The organism is Exiguobacterium sp. s161 (genome assembly GCF_018619045.1).
Lineage (GTDB): Bacteria > Bacillota > Bacilli > Exiguobacteriales > Exiguobacteriaceae > Exiguobacterium_A > Exiguobacterium_A indicum.
On sequence record NZ_JACSNH010000008.1, the window covers coordinates 15,647 to 34,082 of the forward strand.

16 protein-coding genes are annotated in these 18,436 nt (G+C 36.5%); 2 read left to right on the forward strand and 14 right to left on the reverse strand.

All coding sequences use genetic code 11. The annotated features are described in order from the left end of the window. Positions 1-425 precede the first annotated feature (425 nt). The 5 genes from KNQ14_RS15325 to KNQ14_RS15345 are packed head-to-tail and all read right to left on the reverse strand — an operon-like array spanning position 426 to position 7,512. On the reverse strand, positions 426-1,922 hold the full coding sequence (locus tag KNQ14_RS15325) for an AAA family ATPase (protein WP_214861660.1): 1,497 nt from the start codon (positions 1,920-1,922) through the stop codon (positions 426-428). Between the two features lie 2 nt (positions 1,923-1,924). Beyond that, a complete protein-coding gene (locus tag KNQ14_RS15330) occupies positions 1,925-3,007 on the reverse strand; it encodes a hypothetical protein (protein ID WP_214861662.1) in 1,083 nt (360 codons plus the stop codon). Positions 3,008-3,041: 34 nt separating this feature from the next. Beyond that, a complete protein-coding gene (locus KNQ14_RS15335) occupies positions 3,042-4,064 on the reverse strand; it encodes a hypothetical protein (protein ID WP_214861664.1) in 1,023 nt (340 codons plus the stop codon). A 60-nt stretch (positions 4,065-4,124) separates the two neighbouring features. Continuing rightward, a complete protein-coding gene (locus KNQ14_RS15340) occupies positions 4,125-5,408 on the reverse strand; it encodes an McrC family protein (RefSeq protein WP_214861666.1) in 1,284 nt (427 codons plus the stop codon). Beyond that, a complete protein-coding gene (locus KNQ14_RS15345; protein WP_214861667.1) occupies positions 5,383-7,512 on the reverse strand; it encodes an AAA family ATPase in 2,130 nt (709 codons plus the stop codon). The genes KNQ14_RS15340 and KNQ14_RS15345 overlap by 26 nt, the downstream gene beginning before the upstream one ends. Positions 7,513-7,779: 267 nt before the next feature. On the opposite strand from KNQ14_RS15345, the gene KNQ14_RS15350 reads away from it, so the two are divergent. Continuing rightward, the gene (locus KNQ14_RS15350) at positions 7,780-9,594 is read left to right on the forward strand and encodes a DNA/RNA helicase domain-containing protein (protein WP_214861668.1); all 1,815 of its coding nucleotides are present in this window, start codon (positions 7,780-7,782) and stop codon (positions 9,592-9,594) included. A gap of 135 nt (positions 9,595-9,729) precedes the next feature. On the opposite strand, the gene KNQ14_RS15355 is transcribed toward KNQ14_RS15350, so the two are convergent. The 3 genes from KNQ14_RS15355 to KNQ14_RS15365 form a co-directional block, all read right to left on the reverse strand. Continuing rightward, positions 9,730-9,993, reverse strand: a complete 264-nt coding sequence (locus tag KNQ14_RS15355; RefSeq protein WP_214861669.1) for a hypothetical protein — start codon at positions 9,991-9,993, stop codon at positions 9,730-9,732. A 243-nt stretch (positions 9,994-10,236) separates the two neighbouring features. Further along, the gene (locus KNQ14_RS15360) at positions 10,237-11,085 is read right to left on the reverse strand and encodes an HNH endonuclease (RefSeq protein WP_214861670.1); all 849 of its coding nucleotides are present in this window, start codon (positions 11,083-11,085) and stop codon (positions 10,237-10,239) included. A 12-nt stretch (positions 11,086-11,097) separates the two neighbouring features. Then, positions 11,098-11,871, reverse strand: coding sequence for a hypothetical protein (locus tag KNQ14_RS15365; protein WP_214861672.1), 774 nt, complete (start codon positions 11,869-11,871; stop codon positions 11,098-11,100). Positions 11,872-12,320: 449 nt separating this feature from the next. On the opposite strand from KNQ14_RS15365, the gene KNQ14_RS15370 reads away from it, so the two are divergent. Further along, positions 12,321-13,076 carry a hypothetical protein gene (locus tag KNQ14_RS15370; RefSeq protein WP_214861674.1) on the forward strand — a complete coding sequence of 252 codons (756 nt, stop codon included), beginning with the start codon at positions 12,321-12,323 and terminating at the stop codon, positions 13,074-13,076. A 740-nt stretch (positions 13,077-13,816) separates the two neighbouring features. Here the strand turns inward: KNQ14_RS15370 and KNQ14_RS15375 are convergent. The 6 genes from KNQ14_RS15375 to KNQ14_RS15400 form a co-directional block, all read right to left on the reverse strand. Continuing rightward, complete coding sequence (locus KNQ14_RS15375) at positions 13,817-14,242, reverse strand: hypothetical protein (RefSeq protein ID WP_214861676.1); 426 nt, start codon at positions 14,240-14,242, stop codon at positions 13,817-13,819. Positions 14,243-14,245: 3 nt separating this feature from the next. After that, positions 14,246-14,614: a hypothetical protein gene (locus KNQ14_RS15380; protein WP_214861678.1), complete on the reverse strand. Its 369-nt coding sequence runs from the start codon at positions 14,612-14,614 to the stop codon at positions 14,246-14,248. A 294-nt stretch (positions 14,615-14,908) separates the two neighbouring features. Further along, positions 14,909-15,709: a hypothetical protein gene (locus KNQ14_RS15385; RefSeq protein WP_214861680.1), complete on the reverse strand. Its 801-nt coding sequence runs from the start codon at positions 15,707-15,709 to the stop codon at positions 14,909-14,911. Beyond that, the gene (locus tag KNQ14_RS15390) at positions 15,706-16,485 is read right to left on the reverse strand and encodes a ParA family protein (protein WP_055966323.1); all 780 of its coding nucleotides are present in this window, start codon (positions 16,483-16,485) and stop codon (positions 15,706-15,708) included. The genes KNQ14_RS15385 and KNQ14_RS15390 overlap by 4 nt, the downstream gene beginning before the upstream one ends. Continuing rightward, positions 16,482-17,168, reverse strand: coding sequence for a DUF3102 domain-containing protein (locus tag KNQ14_RS15395; RefSeq protein WP_214861682.1), 687 nt, complete (start codon positions 17,166-17,168; stop codon positions 16,482-16,484). Before KNQ14_RS15395 ends, KNQ14_RS15390 begins: the two co-directional genes overlap by 4 nt. Next, on the reverse strand, positions 17,152-17,931 hold the full coding sequence (locus tag KNQ14_RS15400; RefSeq protein WP_214861684.1) for a ParA family protein: 780 nt from the start codon (positions 17,929-17,931) through the stop codon (positions 17,152-17,154). The genes KNQ14_RS15395 and KNQ14_RS15400 overlap by 17 nt, the downstream gene beginning before the upstream one ends. Positions 17,932-18,436: the final 505 nt, after the last annotated feature.

Sequence of the window (18,436 nt, forward strand, 5' to 3'; positions counted from 1 at the left end):
ATTACAGTATTAATGACAGATGCAAAAATAAATCTTTCTACCTACAACTCCGCTTCAACTTTATTCAGTTTAAAGCGCATCCGCTTACTTCTCACCATCATACAAACTCAAACATAGATTATAAATAATGGATCTATTTACATTGTACGTACAAATTAATTGGATATCCATCCTTTTAGTGGAATCCATTCTGTTTCATGTTTTCTTATACAAAATACAAGCTATCGTACTTTATCGTGATACACATTGTGTAACAATTTTAAAGAGCTGCCCTACACTCACAAGATAAAAGAATAGCCTCTGTATCTTCAACAGTTAGTCGAGATACAGAGGCTTAAATGATACATAGAAATAATGATTTCAGTTACATCTGAAAAGATCCGCTTTAATCTGTACGTTACTAAAATAAGTATTTCAATTTATTCTCACTCGTCTAAAATACTCGCTGGTTTAATATCAAATTTCTCTAAACTCTCTTTAATCTGATTAATTTTATCTTTTAATGATACTGATATTCCTTTAGTTTCACTCACGACATGTAAGAGGTCATTTGTACTCAACGTATCTCGTCCCTCAAGATATACATTCTCAATCGTATCTTTTACTACGGACTCGAGATCTGCCCCATTGAATCCTTCAGTCGCCTTTACGATCTTAATAGTATCGATATCTAGATTATTTTTATTCCGCTTTGTTAAATGAATATCAAGTATGCGTCTACGTTCTTCTTTATTTGGTAGGTTTACCGAAAACAACTCATCAAAACGGCCTTTCCGTAAAAGTTCAGGAGGTAACGACGAAATATCATTTGCTGTAGCAACGACAAAGACCGTTGACTCTTTCTCTTGCATCCAGGTTAAGAACGTACCGAATAAGCGTGTCGTGACACTATTACCACTACCAGAATCACCGATTCCTGAAAAGGCTTTTTCAATCTCATCCACCCAAAGAATACATGGGCTAACTGCTTCAGCTGTCTTGAGTGCACGTCTCATATTATCTTCACTCTCGCCAACATATTTTCCAAATAGCTTACCAATATCTAATCGTAATAGAGGGACATTGAAAAGTTTTGCTGTGGCTTTAGCAGCAAGACTCTTTCCACATCCAGGCATTCCGACCATCATCAGTCCTTTAGGGATATCAACACCTGATTTCATCGCTTGATCCAGATGATTAAAGATTTTCCCTTTTCGTCTCAACCAAATTTTCAGGTTCTCCAATCCACCTATATCATCGATATCCTCTTGAAAGTTGATGATCTCAAGCATTCCTGATTTTTTTACGAACTGTTCCTTTTCTCGTAAAATCAACGCTTTGTCATCGGCAGTAATCTCTCCATTTGACTGATAGGCTAAATTAAGAATTTGATAGATTTCAAATTCACTGAGCCCTTTGAACGATAATGTCATTTCATCAATAATCGATGGTTCGATATGAATATCCTGAACTTTCGAAAAGTCTTTAATGAGTGTCTGAATGTCAAAAGTATCTGGTGTCCCTACTTCTACAATTGTCATAAGCGATTCGAGTTCTGACGGGACCACAAGGTTTGTGCTCAGAATAAAAATTGTACAGTAAAAGTCTTCTTTATAGAGATTTTTTGTCGCAATACTTTTGAGGAGCGCTTGCACTTCAGAATCATCAAGCTCTTTGTGCACATCTTTTAAAACTATAAAACTAGGTTCATTACTCAGGTCATCCGCATACCGTAAAAAGTCACTAAGGGAACACTTTGTTTTCGGAAGTTTTGTTCGAAAATCAACATATCCATAACCGTGATTGAATTCAACGATATTAAAATTGTTTCGAGCAACGTGACTAATCACTTTTTCAACACTAGTGAAGTCGTTATGTGGGATATATATAATAGGTCTTAGCGCATCTACGTAAGCACCTACCTCTAAAATCATATCTCTCATCATCAGGCCTCCAAGTAAACGATTGATTGCTCGTCTGAAGCACTTTTAAATGTAAGGCCATTTAAAATCAGATATTGACCGTTTACTTGTAGATAGTTGTATTCTTCTCTCAAGTTCAACTGTTCTCCAACTCGCGATTGTCCAGGCGATATGTAAAGGACAAGGTATTGTTTGTCTGGATCGCCAAGATACTTCCACATACCTTCTGTATCTCCCTCGTAGTACTTACAATAGGGTAAAAGATTAATCATTGTTTTGGAGTCCTCTAATTCATCAAATAGCTCTCGTAAAACCGGCTTTATCTGTGAATTATCCATTATCAGATCTCGGATTTCAGGATGCATTAAGCAAGCCATAATCACAATTGGGTTTTCTTCAAAGAACTCACTACAAAATGTTATAAGATCAAGCCGTAGAAGTTCCAAATAGTTGGTTCCAATCTCATTTACCGTCGCTTGAATAGCACTATAGGAATGCTCAATAGAAGTCATTGGCTCTTCTGTCCACTGTGCTGAAGTGGTGCTGTCGTTTTTAGATCGATCATAGATTGAAGAGCTAGCACGATTTTGATTCACATGAAGTGAATGCTTAACCATTCGTTGAACTTCTTCTATAAATTTTGATGTGAGCATTTCGTCTTCGTAATGCGCTGTTAAATTATCAAAGCCTTGAACTTCATGAAAATTATGCACGATTTTGAAATGATGCAACGCTTGCTTTAAAAAGAGATAGTTTTTATGATGCTTAGCGATGATTTCGTAATGAGACTTCTTCTCTACGATCGAACTTGCAACTTCTTTACGATGCGTCTGACTATACAGATGCGCGTAAATTTCAGTCTGCATTTCTCTGGTATCGTAGCCAAATAGCGTTAGAATCGTCTCAATAGCAATCTTAGGATTTTCCGTCGGTACTTGGTCCAGCGCCTCTGCCATTGCCAATTCGTTTTGCAGTCTTAGCCACTTTTGCAAAATCCGCTTATTATAAAGGTCATATACGTCATCAATGTTAAAATTGCTTTTCAGTTCATCAAACGATCGTATAATTTTACCGTCGACTTGTAGATTAAATTTGATTGGCTTCATATGCCGTTCCTCCATAAATTAAAACTCTGCTTATTTAAAACTTAGATAACAAATTAGTTGAGCTTTGTACGATTTTAACTATCGCTTGATTTGTCATAGCTTGAAAAGAATTTTTGATAGTTGGTAGCAATTTGTTCATACCTTCAGATAGTATTTGTCCACCTTTTTGTCCCATCATCTTTCCGAGGTTTTGACCAACGATACTACCTAATGAACTTCCGACTGGACCAAATACTGCGCCTACAGCACGACCAACATCAGATCCAATGTTTCCGCTCATTTTACTACAACTGGATTGAATAAATGATGATATGCGAGCAATACCTCGATCTATTAAGAAATCGATTGCTTCTTCCCCGGATATGGACTTATCAGCGACTTTATAAGCCACTTTTACAGATGTATACACCATATCAATGACAGTCATCACCTGCAAATGATCAAAGTTCTTAAAAAGTGAACTATCCTCAGCGCCGCCTATAAACTTTAATGTGCTGACTGTTAACAATTCTTTAAATTCGCTATCCTCAGGAGAATTTAGATCTGATTTTAAAGCGTCTGTTAATTGATCAAATCCATCCAACAGTGTCAAAACGGAAGTTTTCGCACTATTGATGACTGATTCATTAGCCAACACGAACTCAGCTAATGAACTATTTTTAATTTTTTGCGTGAAATAACGAACTAAAATACCAAAATCAAACGCATTTGTTTCATCGAGATTTGCATGTTCCTGGATTTCGTCTTCATCTGATAGAGATTGTATTGTTGTAAGAATACCTTTTATCAGACCTGGAAACTCTTTTTCTTTTGTAGACAGTTTTTCCTTTAACCACGACTCGGTTGAACGACCTTCTAATTTTCCTTCGGCGATCTCACGATGATTGTTATCTGTCTGGTCAAAAAAAGTGTTGATTTGATTCAGCGTCTCAGCCGATTGTTCACCATAAAAATTCTTCATCTCATCCAGGAGAATATTTTTTAAAGAGTGAGACTTTCCTCCTGCTTCGACTCTTTTTAATATGTCTTGCGTTATATTAAATAAATTTTCAACCATGTAGGCTTCCTCCCTTTTTCTTCTGTTTCTCTTATCGACAATTACATCTAACTATTAAAACTAGCATTTCGGATTTTCAAGAAAGCGAAGTAAGTCTGTTTCTCCACGCACGCAATCTAACAAATAGATATATACCTTAATATCCTCACTCGTATAGCAAAATACTCGCTGATTAGGAGCAAAACTCTCGACGAGTGGGTAAACAACGATCACCTGCTCGCTCGCGTACTTCTTCGCATAAGCAAACATCTGATACATATCTGCCTGTGAGATCCCTAAATTTTTGATATTAGGATGAAGAACCTTCCATTTCATATCGATAATCCGCGTCTTTTTCACATTATCGATAGGACATATATAATTCATCACGACATCCGGAACAAGTCTGAACGATCCACGATCAAAAAGAGACTTTACGGGATTCTTAAGAGAAACCTCCCACCCGGTTCCAGAATGACGTTCAATTAAGTTCCCGACATAACTCTCAAATAATTGATTCATCGAAAAGAGAAGAGACTGAGCTCGAGTATTTCCTACCATGTTAGAAATATTTAAGTCATTTAACAAAAGACGTGACCACTCTAAACTCGTTGTATACTGTCGATTTTTTCGATTTTCAAGTATACTCTTGAATTCTTGATCAATTGTATGACTCTCTATAACATGATCAAAATACTGTAAAAGACGTCGTGCTTCTCGACGATTCCTCGGATCCGATGCGACCATCATTGCCTTCATTAATGCTTTCTTGAGGATCCGGTTTTCTGCGCAATCGATACTATAATCATCAAACGCCACAAAAAATCGTTCTTTATGGACATGGTTAATGGTAAGCTGTCGTGCAAAGTTCATTTTCCCTTTGTAAAATCGCACGTTTTCTTCTTTTTTACGATAATCAGATTTCAGTCCTCGCTTGACTATATGAGACACTTCGCGAAGAAAAAGACTGATATAGATGTCAAACATCGGCATTTTTGAACTTCCCAGTTCCGTTGCATCAAACGATTTACTCGGGAATTCACGGAACGTTTTTAGCATTTTTAACATCACGATACGGGCATCGACGTTCGATGTTTGAATTTTCGGAAGGATTTGGAGTTGTCTACCGCTTGGCATTTGAAGAACACCAACATAGTTCTTGGCTCGAATCACTTTCCCGATACCTTTTCTCGAAGATAGACTTAAGAAATCTAAACCATCCCGTCCTTCTTGCGATAGTTCAAGCATGACATGCTCTAGTTCTTTAAACGTCTTTTTGTCGATATTTCGACCAAATCCCGAACAGAATATGGCCTCATATTCCATTACTTCGATGACATTAGGCGTTTGCATATTGTTTTCCATAGATTGCTTTGTATGTCTCTGGATTCTTAAGGACTGTATGATTGACCTGATAGCTTACCTCTAAGTCTCTTACATCAATTGAGGAATCAAACAAGTCAAACGCTGGAACTTCTTGAATAAGAAGCGGATAGGTCTTATCGTTTCCAAAAATAGCGTTTATTTTCCCGAAATCATCAAAGAAGTATTCTTGAAGAAGTGGAATGATCGATTTTAAAAAGACTTGCTGCAACGCATCGATCTTGTCGGTCGATGACAGGGACATAAAGTAGGCATGGCCGATCATGTGATCTCGATCGTAAAGCGCAGCAATACGGCGATTCATAATATCGAGGACAGATTTTAAATGTACCCCTTCAATAGAGATGCCTTGGAGCAATTGCGGATCAGGGGACACTTCGACAAACTGAAACCTTCTTCGTAGTGCTGTATCCATCAACGCGATGGACCGATCAGCAGTATTCATCGTTCCAATAATATAGATGTTATTCGGAACTCCGAACTCTTTTTTCGAATAGGGTAGTTTTACAAGTGTTTCTTCCATCTCCCCCATACGTTTTGACGGTTCGATTAGCGTGATCAGCTCTCCTAAAATTTTCGAAATATTACCGCGGTTGATTTCATCAACAATGAATACATAGGGTTTCTCGTTCTGATGACTTACATCTGGAATGCTATATTCTCCTTCAAGCATACGCTCTACTTGGGACACCGATAAACGATCTAAAGGATAAACAGTTTTTTGAGTCAACTTCTTTCGCATATTCATTTCATGGATATCTAGTTCGATATTCTGAGCTAGCCAATTCACCTTTCGGCTACGTTGGTATCGATCTTCATCTTCTAGCCATTCGACTTCACCTTCGATGATACCAATCCCATCAATATGTCGTTCATCTTTCAACGATAGAACGATATCACCAGTTTTCATGGTGTCGTAGAAGTATGTCAAAATACTACGCTCCGAAGGATTCATAGTCGACGTACTATTGAATGGGTTTTCGCCAAAATGATCCCAACCAATTCGCATGACCCCTTTGTCAAAACAAGCCTTCTTGAGAGGACGATCCCCTGATCCGCCTAAAGAAACTTTCCAGATACGCGCTTCCCCATCAATGGATATATCATATCCACCAAAACGATGATCGGCAGCAGCAAGATCGCAAAATTCTTTAAATACACCAGACTCAATGTTAAATCCGATCTCGTTCGTATCTGTCGCTATAACGGGTTTGATCCCTTCAATAAACTCTTCATATCCATACGATTGATGAAAAGTTGTAAAGGCAATTCGATTCTCATCTCGGTATTTTGTATATCTTTTTTTTACTTCTATGTAGTCTTCTTGTTTAATATCTGAAATAGCTTTTCCTTCAATAATGGCAACAGCATATAAGACCGTATGATACGTCTTTCCCGTACCTGGGGGGCCTTGAAGGATCATATTCTTAGGATGCACATGTCTTCCTCCTTCAATATGTTTAGTGATCATGGGTGGTTGTTCCATAAGAATCGTTGGTGCAGCTTCTAAAATGGCTTCATAACTTGGTACCATTCGCTGAATTGCCTCGCGTAGTAGTTGAGTCAGATCTTTCTTCTGATTTCCTGTACGAATATCTACATGATGGATAAAGACTAACTCTATATTTTTATTTGGCTCATGTTCCACTTGCTTTTTTAACGCTTCTGGAGACTCGATTCCTGACTCCGATACATAATGGAATCCATCCTCATTAAGATAAGGTATCCTCAAAAGCCGACTATGTCGGATCAAATCTTCATAAGTCGGATAACGTTTTTTCGTTCCTGTTCCGTAGCGACACTGCAGTACAATACGAACAACAACCTGCTCTTCTTCCCGACTCCATCGAAGGTCTACTTGTAGTCCATGAGGAAGTTCTTCGTATCCTTTCTTTTTAAGGACTCCCCATAATCGTTTACGTCTATTGATTAATCTGTTTCCATCCGCTAATACCAAGTTACTATTAACCATTAAGTTCTCATAAAAGTGTTTCTCTGCTTCTTGTATAGCGATAGCTTCCTCATTCGATACATCACCTTCTCCTGCCAGATACTCGAAGAGAATCATATTCACTTCATTACTCATATCCTATTCCTTTCGAGACATTCCTCAATTGTTGTGAGTATGTGTTTCGTCACCTTATCAATAGTGGAATGTTCCTCCATTAGTAAAATCCTTATTATTGAAATGATTTTATCGTATAATGCTTATAAAAGGATTATATAGATTTATTTTCCATCTATCTATAAAAAAATAAGGTAAGGTTCTCTTATTTAACAGCCTCATTAGGGTCGATAGCTATTTCTAGTTAGCAATTAGTTTTTTAATTTAAATTGATTTGGAGTGATTAGTTTGTCAGTTGGATGGAGTGGTACGATTCAAGATTTTTTACAGATCGATCAACATCAATTTTTAGATACTTTACAGCATTCGATTCCAGATGCTTCAGATAGTCAATTACGTGCTTGGGTCGATTCATATCAATGTCTCGTTGACTTATTTCAAGAAACACCTGAGTTGAATGCGCAACTCTTATTTGAATACCAGCTATTTCGTGGCGGTGGTCGGCGACCTGATATTGTGCTACTCGTTAACGATCAAGTCCTTGTCATTGAATGTAAAAGTTATCATCAAATTTCGGATGGGGAATGCATCCAGACCTCTCTTTACGTTCGCGACTTGGAACACTATCATTCAGCCATTCAATCTCAGCATGTAACTGTTTCCGGTATATTACTTTTAACGAAGGACAATCGTGATCATGTCCATTTTCATGAATCCTTTAATATATTCATCGCAGCGAAATATGGCTTATTAAAAATCCTAAGGCGGTTAGCAGCTAAACAACAGTCACCTGTCTTAAGTATTCGTGATATGTTACAAGGCTACTATTCTCCATCCCCTTCAATGCTCGAAGCAGCTAGTGCAATTATGAAAAACGAACCATTACCTCGGGTTCGAGCACTAGATAGTAGTAATTTTGAAATAATTCATCACTCGCTTCAGCAGATTATTCAACAAGCTAAGGATCATAACGAGCATCACCTTGTTCTCGTTACTGGGGAACCTGGTGCAGGGAAAACGTATTTAGGATTACGCTTAGCTCATGAGTATGAAAATGCCGTATATCTTTCAGGAAATGGACCGTTAGTTGATGTTTTGCAGCATTCCCTTCAAAACAATACATTCGTTCAGCGCTTATATAATTATAAGATGGACTATATCAAACACGGTCGTGTTCCGCATGAACATATTATAATCTTTGATGAAGCGCAACGTGCTTGGGATCAAAATCAAGTGAATACATCTTTTGAACGCTCTTCGTATCCCGCACCGAATATGAGTGAACCGGATATCATTATGGAAATCGCGACAACAGATAAAAAGTGGAGTGTAACGATTGGATTAGTCGGGGAGGGGCAGGAAATTTATAAAGGAGAAGAAGGCGGTATTGCATTATGGAATCACGCTTTAGAAAATAAGAACGTCATTGTTCATGGTAAGTTCGAAGCGACAATTTTTACCCATTCACCGGACGTACGAACATCAGAAACATTACACCTCGATACGTCACTGCGTACACATGCTGCTCAGACCTACAGTCAGTTTGTGATTCAGTTTATACAAGGAGAGATTGAAGCGGCTGCTCGTCTTCTTGAAAACCTTGATTCTTCTCGCTTCCATCTTCGAATAACCCGTCATTTAGAAAAAGCAAAGTATGTAGCGCGTCATCTCTATTCAGATGACTCTAAAACAGTCGGTGTTGTATGCGCAGGTGGAGCGGATCATCAAAAACAAACACCGATCTTACCTAGAAATGAGCGGTACGAACGTCCTTCTAAAATCGCACAATATTTTACCGTTCCTACGTCTGACTACTACTGCAAAACATTACACTATTCGATAACCGAATTTCAGTCGCAAGGTCTTGAATTAGATTTTGCCATTTTAGAATGGGATAACGATTTTTATCTACAAAATGGGAGATGGACTGGAAAGCATTTTCAACGATCTGTCAGAGATCCGCTTCAAATTAAGCGCAATGCCTATCGTGTCAATTTGACGAGAGGGCGAGATGGATTGATTATCTATATTCCAGAAAAACCTGAGTTAGAAGAAACATGGCATACACTTAAACACGTGTTGCGTATCAAAGAACTGGTATAGCACTAATAAAAAAGTCTACATCTTGTAACAGATGCAGACTTTTTTTATGTCATTTTAATGCTTAAGAACACTCACATAATGAAATCAACCACTATTCACGCTTCGCATTAGTGCTGTACTTTTATTGGTTAAGTTTTAACCTTCAACTGCGATAAACATATGCGCTTTTTTAATTACTCCACTAATATGATGCTCATTCATTTCATTTAAAAACGATTGTGCCTCTTCAATCGACTCAAATTTAACAGCTAATTCGAGCATACCATCTAAAACTTTTCCTTCAAAAATATCATCTTCTACAACGTACAATCCACAGATTTCATCTGTACTCGTTTGAATCACATAGCAACTATCATACGCTTCTACATCGCGCATATTTTTCAACAAAGCATGTTCCATTTTTCAAAACGCCTACTTTCGTTTATCTCATTAATAACTATATCGAAATATAACTATTAAGTTATTATAATTTAGATTCCCAGTGTAACGTTGTAAAAAAATGTACTAGGTGACTATATTTTTGGTATGAAGTAATTCATAAAGGATCTATCCGACAGATGTTTTAACTTCTGATTCATGCACAATCTCTATTCATAAAAAAATTAGTCGTATTGTTCTAAACACCTCTCATTTGATTAAATCTTAATAAATTCGTCTGAATCGAAAAGGATTTTCCTTTACATCAATTTTATCTATTAATTCTTGATTATACGTACTACCATCTATCCCACGATGAATGCGAGCATGACAGTTCGGACAAATTGCTGCGACATGTTCAGGATGATCAGGACCACCATCCGATAATTTATACATATGATGCACTTCAAGTGATGATCCGGAAATCGATTCAAATGGTTCGGGTTGTTCACATGCTTCACATATTCCTGCTGCTCTTTTTCGTGCATATAGCTTGATCGCTTCTGATCGTTTTCTGACCTTTACTTGTTTTATTTGAATCGACTCATCTCCTGTCGATGTATCTTGAAGAGCTATAGTCTTTAATTCTTCAAGCGAGTTCTCGATCGTTACACTACTCTCCACATAACGTTCAGATTCAAGCAGTTTATGTTTCATACTAGTGGCCGATTCAAAAATAAATTGAATGACCTCACGTGGATGACCGTCACGATCGAGTGCTTGTTTCAATTCATAGTCAATTAACGTTAGCTGATCGTCAAATCGATATAAACCATTTGACTCCCGATGAAAAAGTAAAACATCTTTTGAGTTATTGACATGATCGCGTAACGCTTTATTCCCCATCGTAAATGTTTGATCACCTACTTGTCCTTCACCAGTGTACATAAACAATGTCTTTTCTTCATTCCAACCGTCTGAATAGCCATATTGTGTACCGCTTGATCCCGAAAAAATAAATATAATGGATTCTTTTGCTGAAGCACTAATACCACGTTGTCGGTTCCCACCGAACTGATCATGTATTTCAGCACGTTTATAGTATTCTCCTGGAATATAATAAATCGATAACATAAACTCTCTCCCTTAGTTGGAATAACCAATGACATGTCTAGATACAGCTTCAATCGTTTTAGAGTTAATTGAATCGATATCTAAAGTGTACATTGTATTTAATCTTGGATTGAATACCCCTAATTCGGATAACCCAACAAAATGATTTTTAAGTTTTGAACGACATCCCATTAAATAATAGATCAGCAGTTGCAATGTATGTTCGGTAGTAGGACCATTTTTTGAAACTTTCATTTCCCATAGAGTATTCGGAGTTAGATAATCCGCATCCCCCTTAGTGATAATATCTGTATACCCACCTTCAAAAATGATTCTTTCTTGATTAACCGGTCCATACTCTTCAAAAAAATGTAGACTTCTAATTACCATTGTTTTGATATTTTGAATCGTCGCATCGTCTGGATTAATCGTTTGGACAGGTACATACGTATTTTTCGCAGCACGTGCTACGCTCTCATATCCGCATAATCTACACGCATTAAAAATCGATTCTTCATCTAACCCGTGTATCTCCGATCGTAGTTCTGATGCATACTCAAGCTCTTTTACGACCAATGCTCCATTCATAGGAGAAACAAAGGCCTTATCATCACCTTGGCAAAAGCGAGTCAAATAATCTACGACAATACCAATAAGTGATGGGTGGATGTTCTCATTTAAAGACAGCTCAATTCCATCTTCAAAACATTTCTTATTAAGTGTTTTTGGAGGAACATAACCACCTCTTGGTTGCTTAGCAGAATCAATTTTTTTAATGTCTTTAATGCGTTGTGTGACGGATACCATACATATCACCTCAATTAAAATATAGAGACAACTTACTATTTATCGAGTTCATCTCTTAATCATTAGTATATCGATTATTGTGCTATTTGTATGGATAATCCTTCCACCTTATCATTTTTTGATATAGGCTGTTTTTTTGTTAATACTCAGAACACGACAATGGTGTATCATAAAATATTTAGCAGAAAAAAAGAAACTACTTTTAATCTATAAATACTCTTTATTTAAAAAAAAATTGATTTGTATACTTTCGATGTCGAAACGATATTGAACGTAACAGCTATTAATTACACGAATTTATGTGATCTGTCCTTAATAATAAAAAGGCAGCTACTTATTTTTATAGTCGGTTTCTAGCTCGTTCTTATGATAATTTCTTTTTAGTGAATTGAGTCAAATAAGCACATGATATACTATCTATAAATATTTAAGTTGAAAGAGGTATACATATGTCATCCAATGAAATGAAAAATAAATCGTTCCGCCTTTCTGAAGAAGTTACTGACAAAATTGGTGAATTGTTAAAAGGACGTCAGATTACAACCAATCAGCTATTCGAAGAGTTTATTGTACTCGCTGAACAAAAGAAAATTGATCCAAAACTCAGTGAAGAGGATACTGTATTAGAGTCATCGCTCAAGCAAATTACGCTTCTCTTTCAAGAACGGGCAGCACGACTTGAGACATTTCAACATGAAAATCAACGCATTCAATCACGTCATCTAGACACAGTCACTAGGTTAGAGTCCGAAGTGGTTCAAGCTAAAGAAGATTTAGAAGCAGAGTATTTAGAAAAAGTCTCTCACCATCAACAAGAACTTGAAGATATGACTGCAAAATTGAAACAAACAGAGCATGAATTGGTTCAGATGAGAGATAAACAAGAAAAGCTGGAAGTATCTAATAAAGAAGCAGTCACCTCATTAAAAAGAGAAGTATTTCATTTGGAAGGAAATATTACTAAACTCGAGGAAGAACGCGATCAATTGTATCGCCAAAACAAAGCATTAACTGATCGAATTGATGAATTAAAAGCACGTACCGAGCGTTCCCAGCATTTAGAAGAAGAAAATCGAAAACTTTCATTAGCATTGACCATTGCGCAGCGTGATCAAGAATCGTTCGAACGGCGCATTCACGAACAAGTTGAGCTAGCTGTTTTACGAGAGCGTACACAGACATCTCTCGATAGTAAAAATGAATAATCAAGGTATTCAGACGTATATGGAAGACAGGTAACCTAACAAATTTTTGAGGTTAATATCACTTATCTGTGCACATATATTTTGATTCCATCCATTTCTAAATATATCTATAAGATACGCGTGAGCAGTCGTTTATCTTTTCAAGAATATTAATCCATACAAGACGAATGCTAAAACTTGTGTTAACGAAGAAGGTGGATACGAAAAAAGAACTGCCATAAGCTTAGATTTAATTATTGGTTTAAATTTTGAAGTCCATGCACTCATTTTTTTATTAATGTGTTTTTAACAACTTAATATAAATAAATAAGATAAACAAAAACTGTGTATACATTTCGATGTCAAAATAAATACACAGTTTTTGTTATTAGAAAATTTGTTATTTAGAAGCATTGTTTTACGTACATGATTATTGTGAAACTTCAAATGAAACAATAAAAGTCGATGATATTTAGTCCTGCCGGAAGAAATCAATCTATTTTCAAAGCTTTTTGTTTCTATGATTGTATCGATTTGTATCATGGGATTATTAGGCTTCCCGCCCTTATTTGATTTCCATGCCCTTCTATGGCTTTAGGAGTTGAAAAGGTACGAAAGTTATTGATACAGAAAGTTTTCGATCTATTTCAGTGTGGGAGTATATGATGTACGGTCTTTTTTTAAAAATTTTATGATAGAAACATCAGTAAATGTTTTTATCTCATAATTTAAAATTAACTTCTACTTAATTTTTTTGACTGTTACTCAGCTAAAAAGTCATTTAAAATATCATCTACTCTATAAAATTTATTAAATACATTTTTGTATAGGTTACCAATTATATCTTCATTTACTAATTCAGTCTGTGCTTTATATCTCCAATATTCTCTGTCATTTATAGTGAATAAATTTATAATTTCATGATTATCTTTTAAAAAAGATATAAAATATCTTTTTTCCTTAGTATATCTATCTTCATCTAAATAATGTCTTGAAAAATAACTTCCCAAAGCAATGTATAAATTATTCTTAGTTTTAGTAACAAATATATCTCCAATATCTTCGGAATTTTCAGGTAAATTTATTGCGTCGTAAATACCATCACCACTTTCAATATTCCATTCGTATGAATCAAAAGTCTGATTTACCTTTTCAATTGCTTTTATTTCTTTCCCTCTAATACCCATGATTTAATCTCCCTTATCTTTAATTTTTTTACTATTAATATCTTGAATGACTGAAACTAATGCACGTTCTAACATATGAATTCGTGCAGTTTTATTATTATCTCTTAATTTATTAATTTCGTTTAAGCCATCATGTTCCATTTTTAGTACATTAATCAAACTTACAATTTCTTCAATTTCATATCTTAGAGCTTTTAAATAAACATCGTTTTCTAAGGTAGATATCTTCTTGGAAATAACTTTAATATTGATACATGATTTTTTTAATTCTTTTTGATCGATTCCATCTTTTAAATTGTTAGCTAAAATTAAATAAATAAAATTTAAAGCACTTAAAAGATCTTCTTCACCTTGATTTTCTAAATAATTCACGCGATGTGTATCCACTGAATAATTAGAATGAGAGTATTTTCTGTAGAGAATAAAGACCAATAATAAGCTACTAATTGAATACAAATAACTAGAAAAATCTTTAAAGTTAGACAATAGCGAGTATATAGTTGATGACTTAAAATTACTTGGAATATAAACTTCTAATATAGAAAATATTATAGCGATTATAGTAGGACTAATTAAAAACCATATTACTAAGTTTTTTGTATTATTAAAGTAATTTTTTGAAATGTTGCTTAATTTTATATTCAATTTTTTTCTCCATAATTTTATTTAATTAAAATATTTTTCTAATGCCATTCTAATGATTTGATCCGGTTTCATTCCTTGATCGTTCGCTCGCTTTTTCAGCGTTTGGTACAATGGATCATTTTTATCGGAGAAATCTACATGGACACGTGCTGGTTTTGGCAGTACAGGAGTTGCATCAATCAAGTTTTTTTCTTTCCGTTCATTTAGCATTTTTTTCACTTCACGTAATTGCTCACGTGTCATTTCGTAGACCGTGAATTCACCATCGTTTATCTTATACTTTCGCTCTTCCAGTAAGGCGACTTTTGGATCCTCTGGCCATGTTAATAATTCAGCTAATTTAGAAGCACTAAAGTCTTGTTGAATCGCCTTGTCTAAGATCGTTGGTCCAAATACATTCCAGAATGAAATGAACCGATTGACTTGAGGATGAGACATTCCAATTCGATTTAAAAATGATTTCCAACTTCCTTGTTCCTGCTGAAATGCTTCTTTAGTGTCAGCATCACGGAATACTTCATTTGCGTGTGCCAATATACGACACTTCTCAACAAAACTTGTTGCTTGGATTGTATCAATGTGATTGTAATATTGAATGATACCTTCCATGTCTTCCGGAAGTCGTTTTGATAACACACGTGATAAGCCGACAGCTGGAAGCGACTGATACGGATTTGACATCGCAGGCGCAGCAAACTTCTTCACCGCTTCGACTTGCTCTTCTCGTAACGCTTCTGTGCTCTCTTCTTGAACAGGTTTTTCAGCTACTGTGCTTTGAAAGCTTTTGAACGTTGCTTGTCCTTTTTTACGTCGACTGCTCATAGGGCAAGTACCTCCTCTGCTAGCTGTAAGTAAGCATCTGTCGCTGGACTCTTATGATCAAGGACCGGACGTGCTTCTCGTTGTAAGGATTGAATCTTTACGATGTATGGGATTGTCGTTAGTACAGGGATTCCAACTTCTTCCCCTAACTCCTTCAACTCGTCCACAGTCGTCATATCTCCTTTAGAGCGCGCATTCACCATTGTGGGAATAAATGCTGAAATATGAATATCTTCCTTATATCCGTGTCTCATTTCTTCTAATTCTTCAGGTGCTGTGTACACAGCATCCATCGAAAACTTCTGCATCTGTACCGGCATGACGATCCGGTCCTGCGCAACAAGAGCACAACGTGCGTACGGGTTTAAAGCGGACGTTGATCCCGGGCAATCAATTAAACAAATATCAAATAAGTCTTCGAGTCGCGCTAGTTCCTCAATCAAACGGTATTCGTATCCCATCTGACTCGTCAGTCCTGTAGGAGAAGCAGAACGGCGCGTGGGTACGAGGTGAATGATACCTAGTTCATATTCACAAGTGACAATGACTTGTTCAATCGGTGCATATGAGGGATCGTGCTCTTCAATTAAACAATCGAGCAGCACTTTCCCATCGTAATCATCCGTTAATCCAAGTCCATTAGTTGTCGATGCTTGGTCATCCGCATCAATGACGAGAACGCGTAATCCTTGTCTGGCATACGCATGGGCGAGGTTAATCGTAGTCGTTGATTTACCAACGCCACCCTTTCGGTTATATAACGCAATTTTCTTCACTGTTCCTTCTCTCCTTCCATGATTTCACTACGATCCTCTATAATGTCTCGCTGAATGGTCTCTTCAATCATCTTTGAAATGTATTCACTAATGCTGAGTCCTTTAGCACGCGCTAGCACATGAATTTGTTCCGATGTTTCTTTTGGGACTCGTGTAGAAAGGACCGTCGATGTCGCTTCAAGTGGCTGAAACGACTTTACTTTCACTTTCGCCGTCGTTGATCGCGCAGCACGAATTTCTCGTACTGTCGCATTGTCTAATGACTTCCGTCCTTCTTCTACAGGTAAACCATTTAAAACAACGTCTTCTGGATCATCGACATACATCAGTTCGAATACTTTGGATGCCGGTAACGTTTGGAGTTGTTCTTCAAATGGTTCTAGGGTGTCAAACGCTTTAACATATCGGGAGGCGAGTGAATTTGACATGTTGACGACTTCTAAAAATGTGCGCCATTCTTGTTGATCATGCATTTCTGATTTAGCAATCGACAAACGCTTACCAATCTCGAAAACAGAGATCGTTTGAATCTTAGCTAACTCCTTGATCTCGACTGCGAGATTTTCTAAGTCGCGGGAAACCGGTAACTTCTGAACGACAGAACTCAGATCAGTCAATCCACTCCGATAAGGATGTTGGTCTTGTGGTCTTACTTTATGAATTTGTTTATTCCGTGCTTTCATGTTTCGGACCTCCTGTCATCAAAAGTGCTAGCTCACGAAACGGCTGTGCCAGTTCCATGCCTTCTTTCGACTTGTACTGTAAAACACTCTTTCCGCTATCTGCTGCCTTCTCAATAAAAGCAGCACGTCGTACAGAAGGCAGCACATGTAATTGTTCTGTTGTTGCCAACTGTTCCATCGCTTCTGCGTATTCGCGATCCCCTTTTAAACCAAGATCGATTGCGACTGGCATAATGCCTGTTAGCTCTAGCGAAGCATTATAATACTTCTTCACTTGTCGAATGGTTCGAACCGTACTTCCTAACTGATCAAAAACGAGCTTTTTCGGCATGAATGGGATAACGACCTCGTCTGCGCACGATAAGACGACTTTAGATAATTCATTGATTGAAGGAACTGAATCAAGAATGATCCAATCAAACTCATGGGCAAGAGGAGATAGTAAATCTTTTAATAGAAAAATCTTATCTTGTTCAGAAATTAAATTGATTAAACGTGCATTTCGTTCATTGGAGGGAAGAAGACTAATGTTGTGTTTTTCATCATCAAATAAGATCTCTTCAATCGCTAATCCTTTTGCTTGGACGTCGTACAGTGTCATGTATTGAATCGTGTCCGACTCTTTCAGCATTAACTTACTTAATGATCCCTGCGGATCTAAGTCAACGAGAAGCGTCCGATACCCGAGTTCACTAAGCGCATGACCCATATTGAGCGAACAGGTTGTCTTACCGGATCCTCCTTTTGATATGTAAAACGTCATAATATTCATCGTCTCTCCCCTTTCTTCATTCATCATGGCACATGAAAATAATAATTTCAATGATTATCGATGATCAAAAGATAATATGAATGCAATATTATGTATACATTATTAAATAAGTTGTAAACATTTCGACATCGAAATGTTTACAACTTATTTAAGCTTTCCTATGCAGATGTTTTTGTCTACGTTTTTAAAATGCTTCTCCATATTTTAATTTTATTCTTCATCATAATAAATCGTGATCTATCAGATTATTATCATTTAACACATTGGAAGAAATTAAAAAGATTAATAAAGAATTAATAAGAATTGGAAAAAGACTTCATCTTCTCAAGCCTTTAATACCAACAAAAACAAGACATTTTGCAATTCGGGAAACGAACAGCACAATTTGTAGAAATTCAAAAAGTGTTATTTTTTATGAATTCATAAAATGATTTCGTACAGAATCTATTGAATAAGTAACTCAATAAGCTGTTTTTTTAACAACAAAATTTGTTTT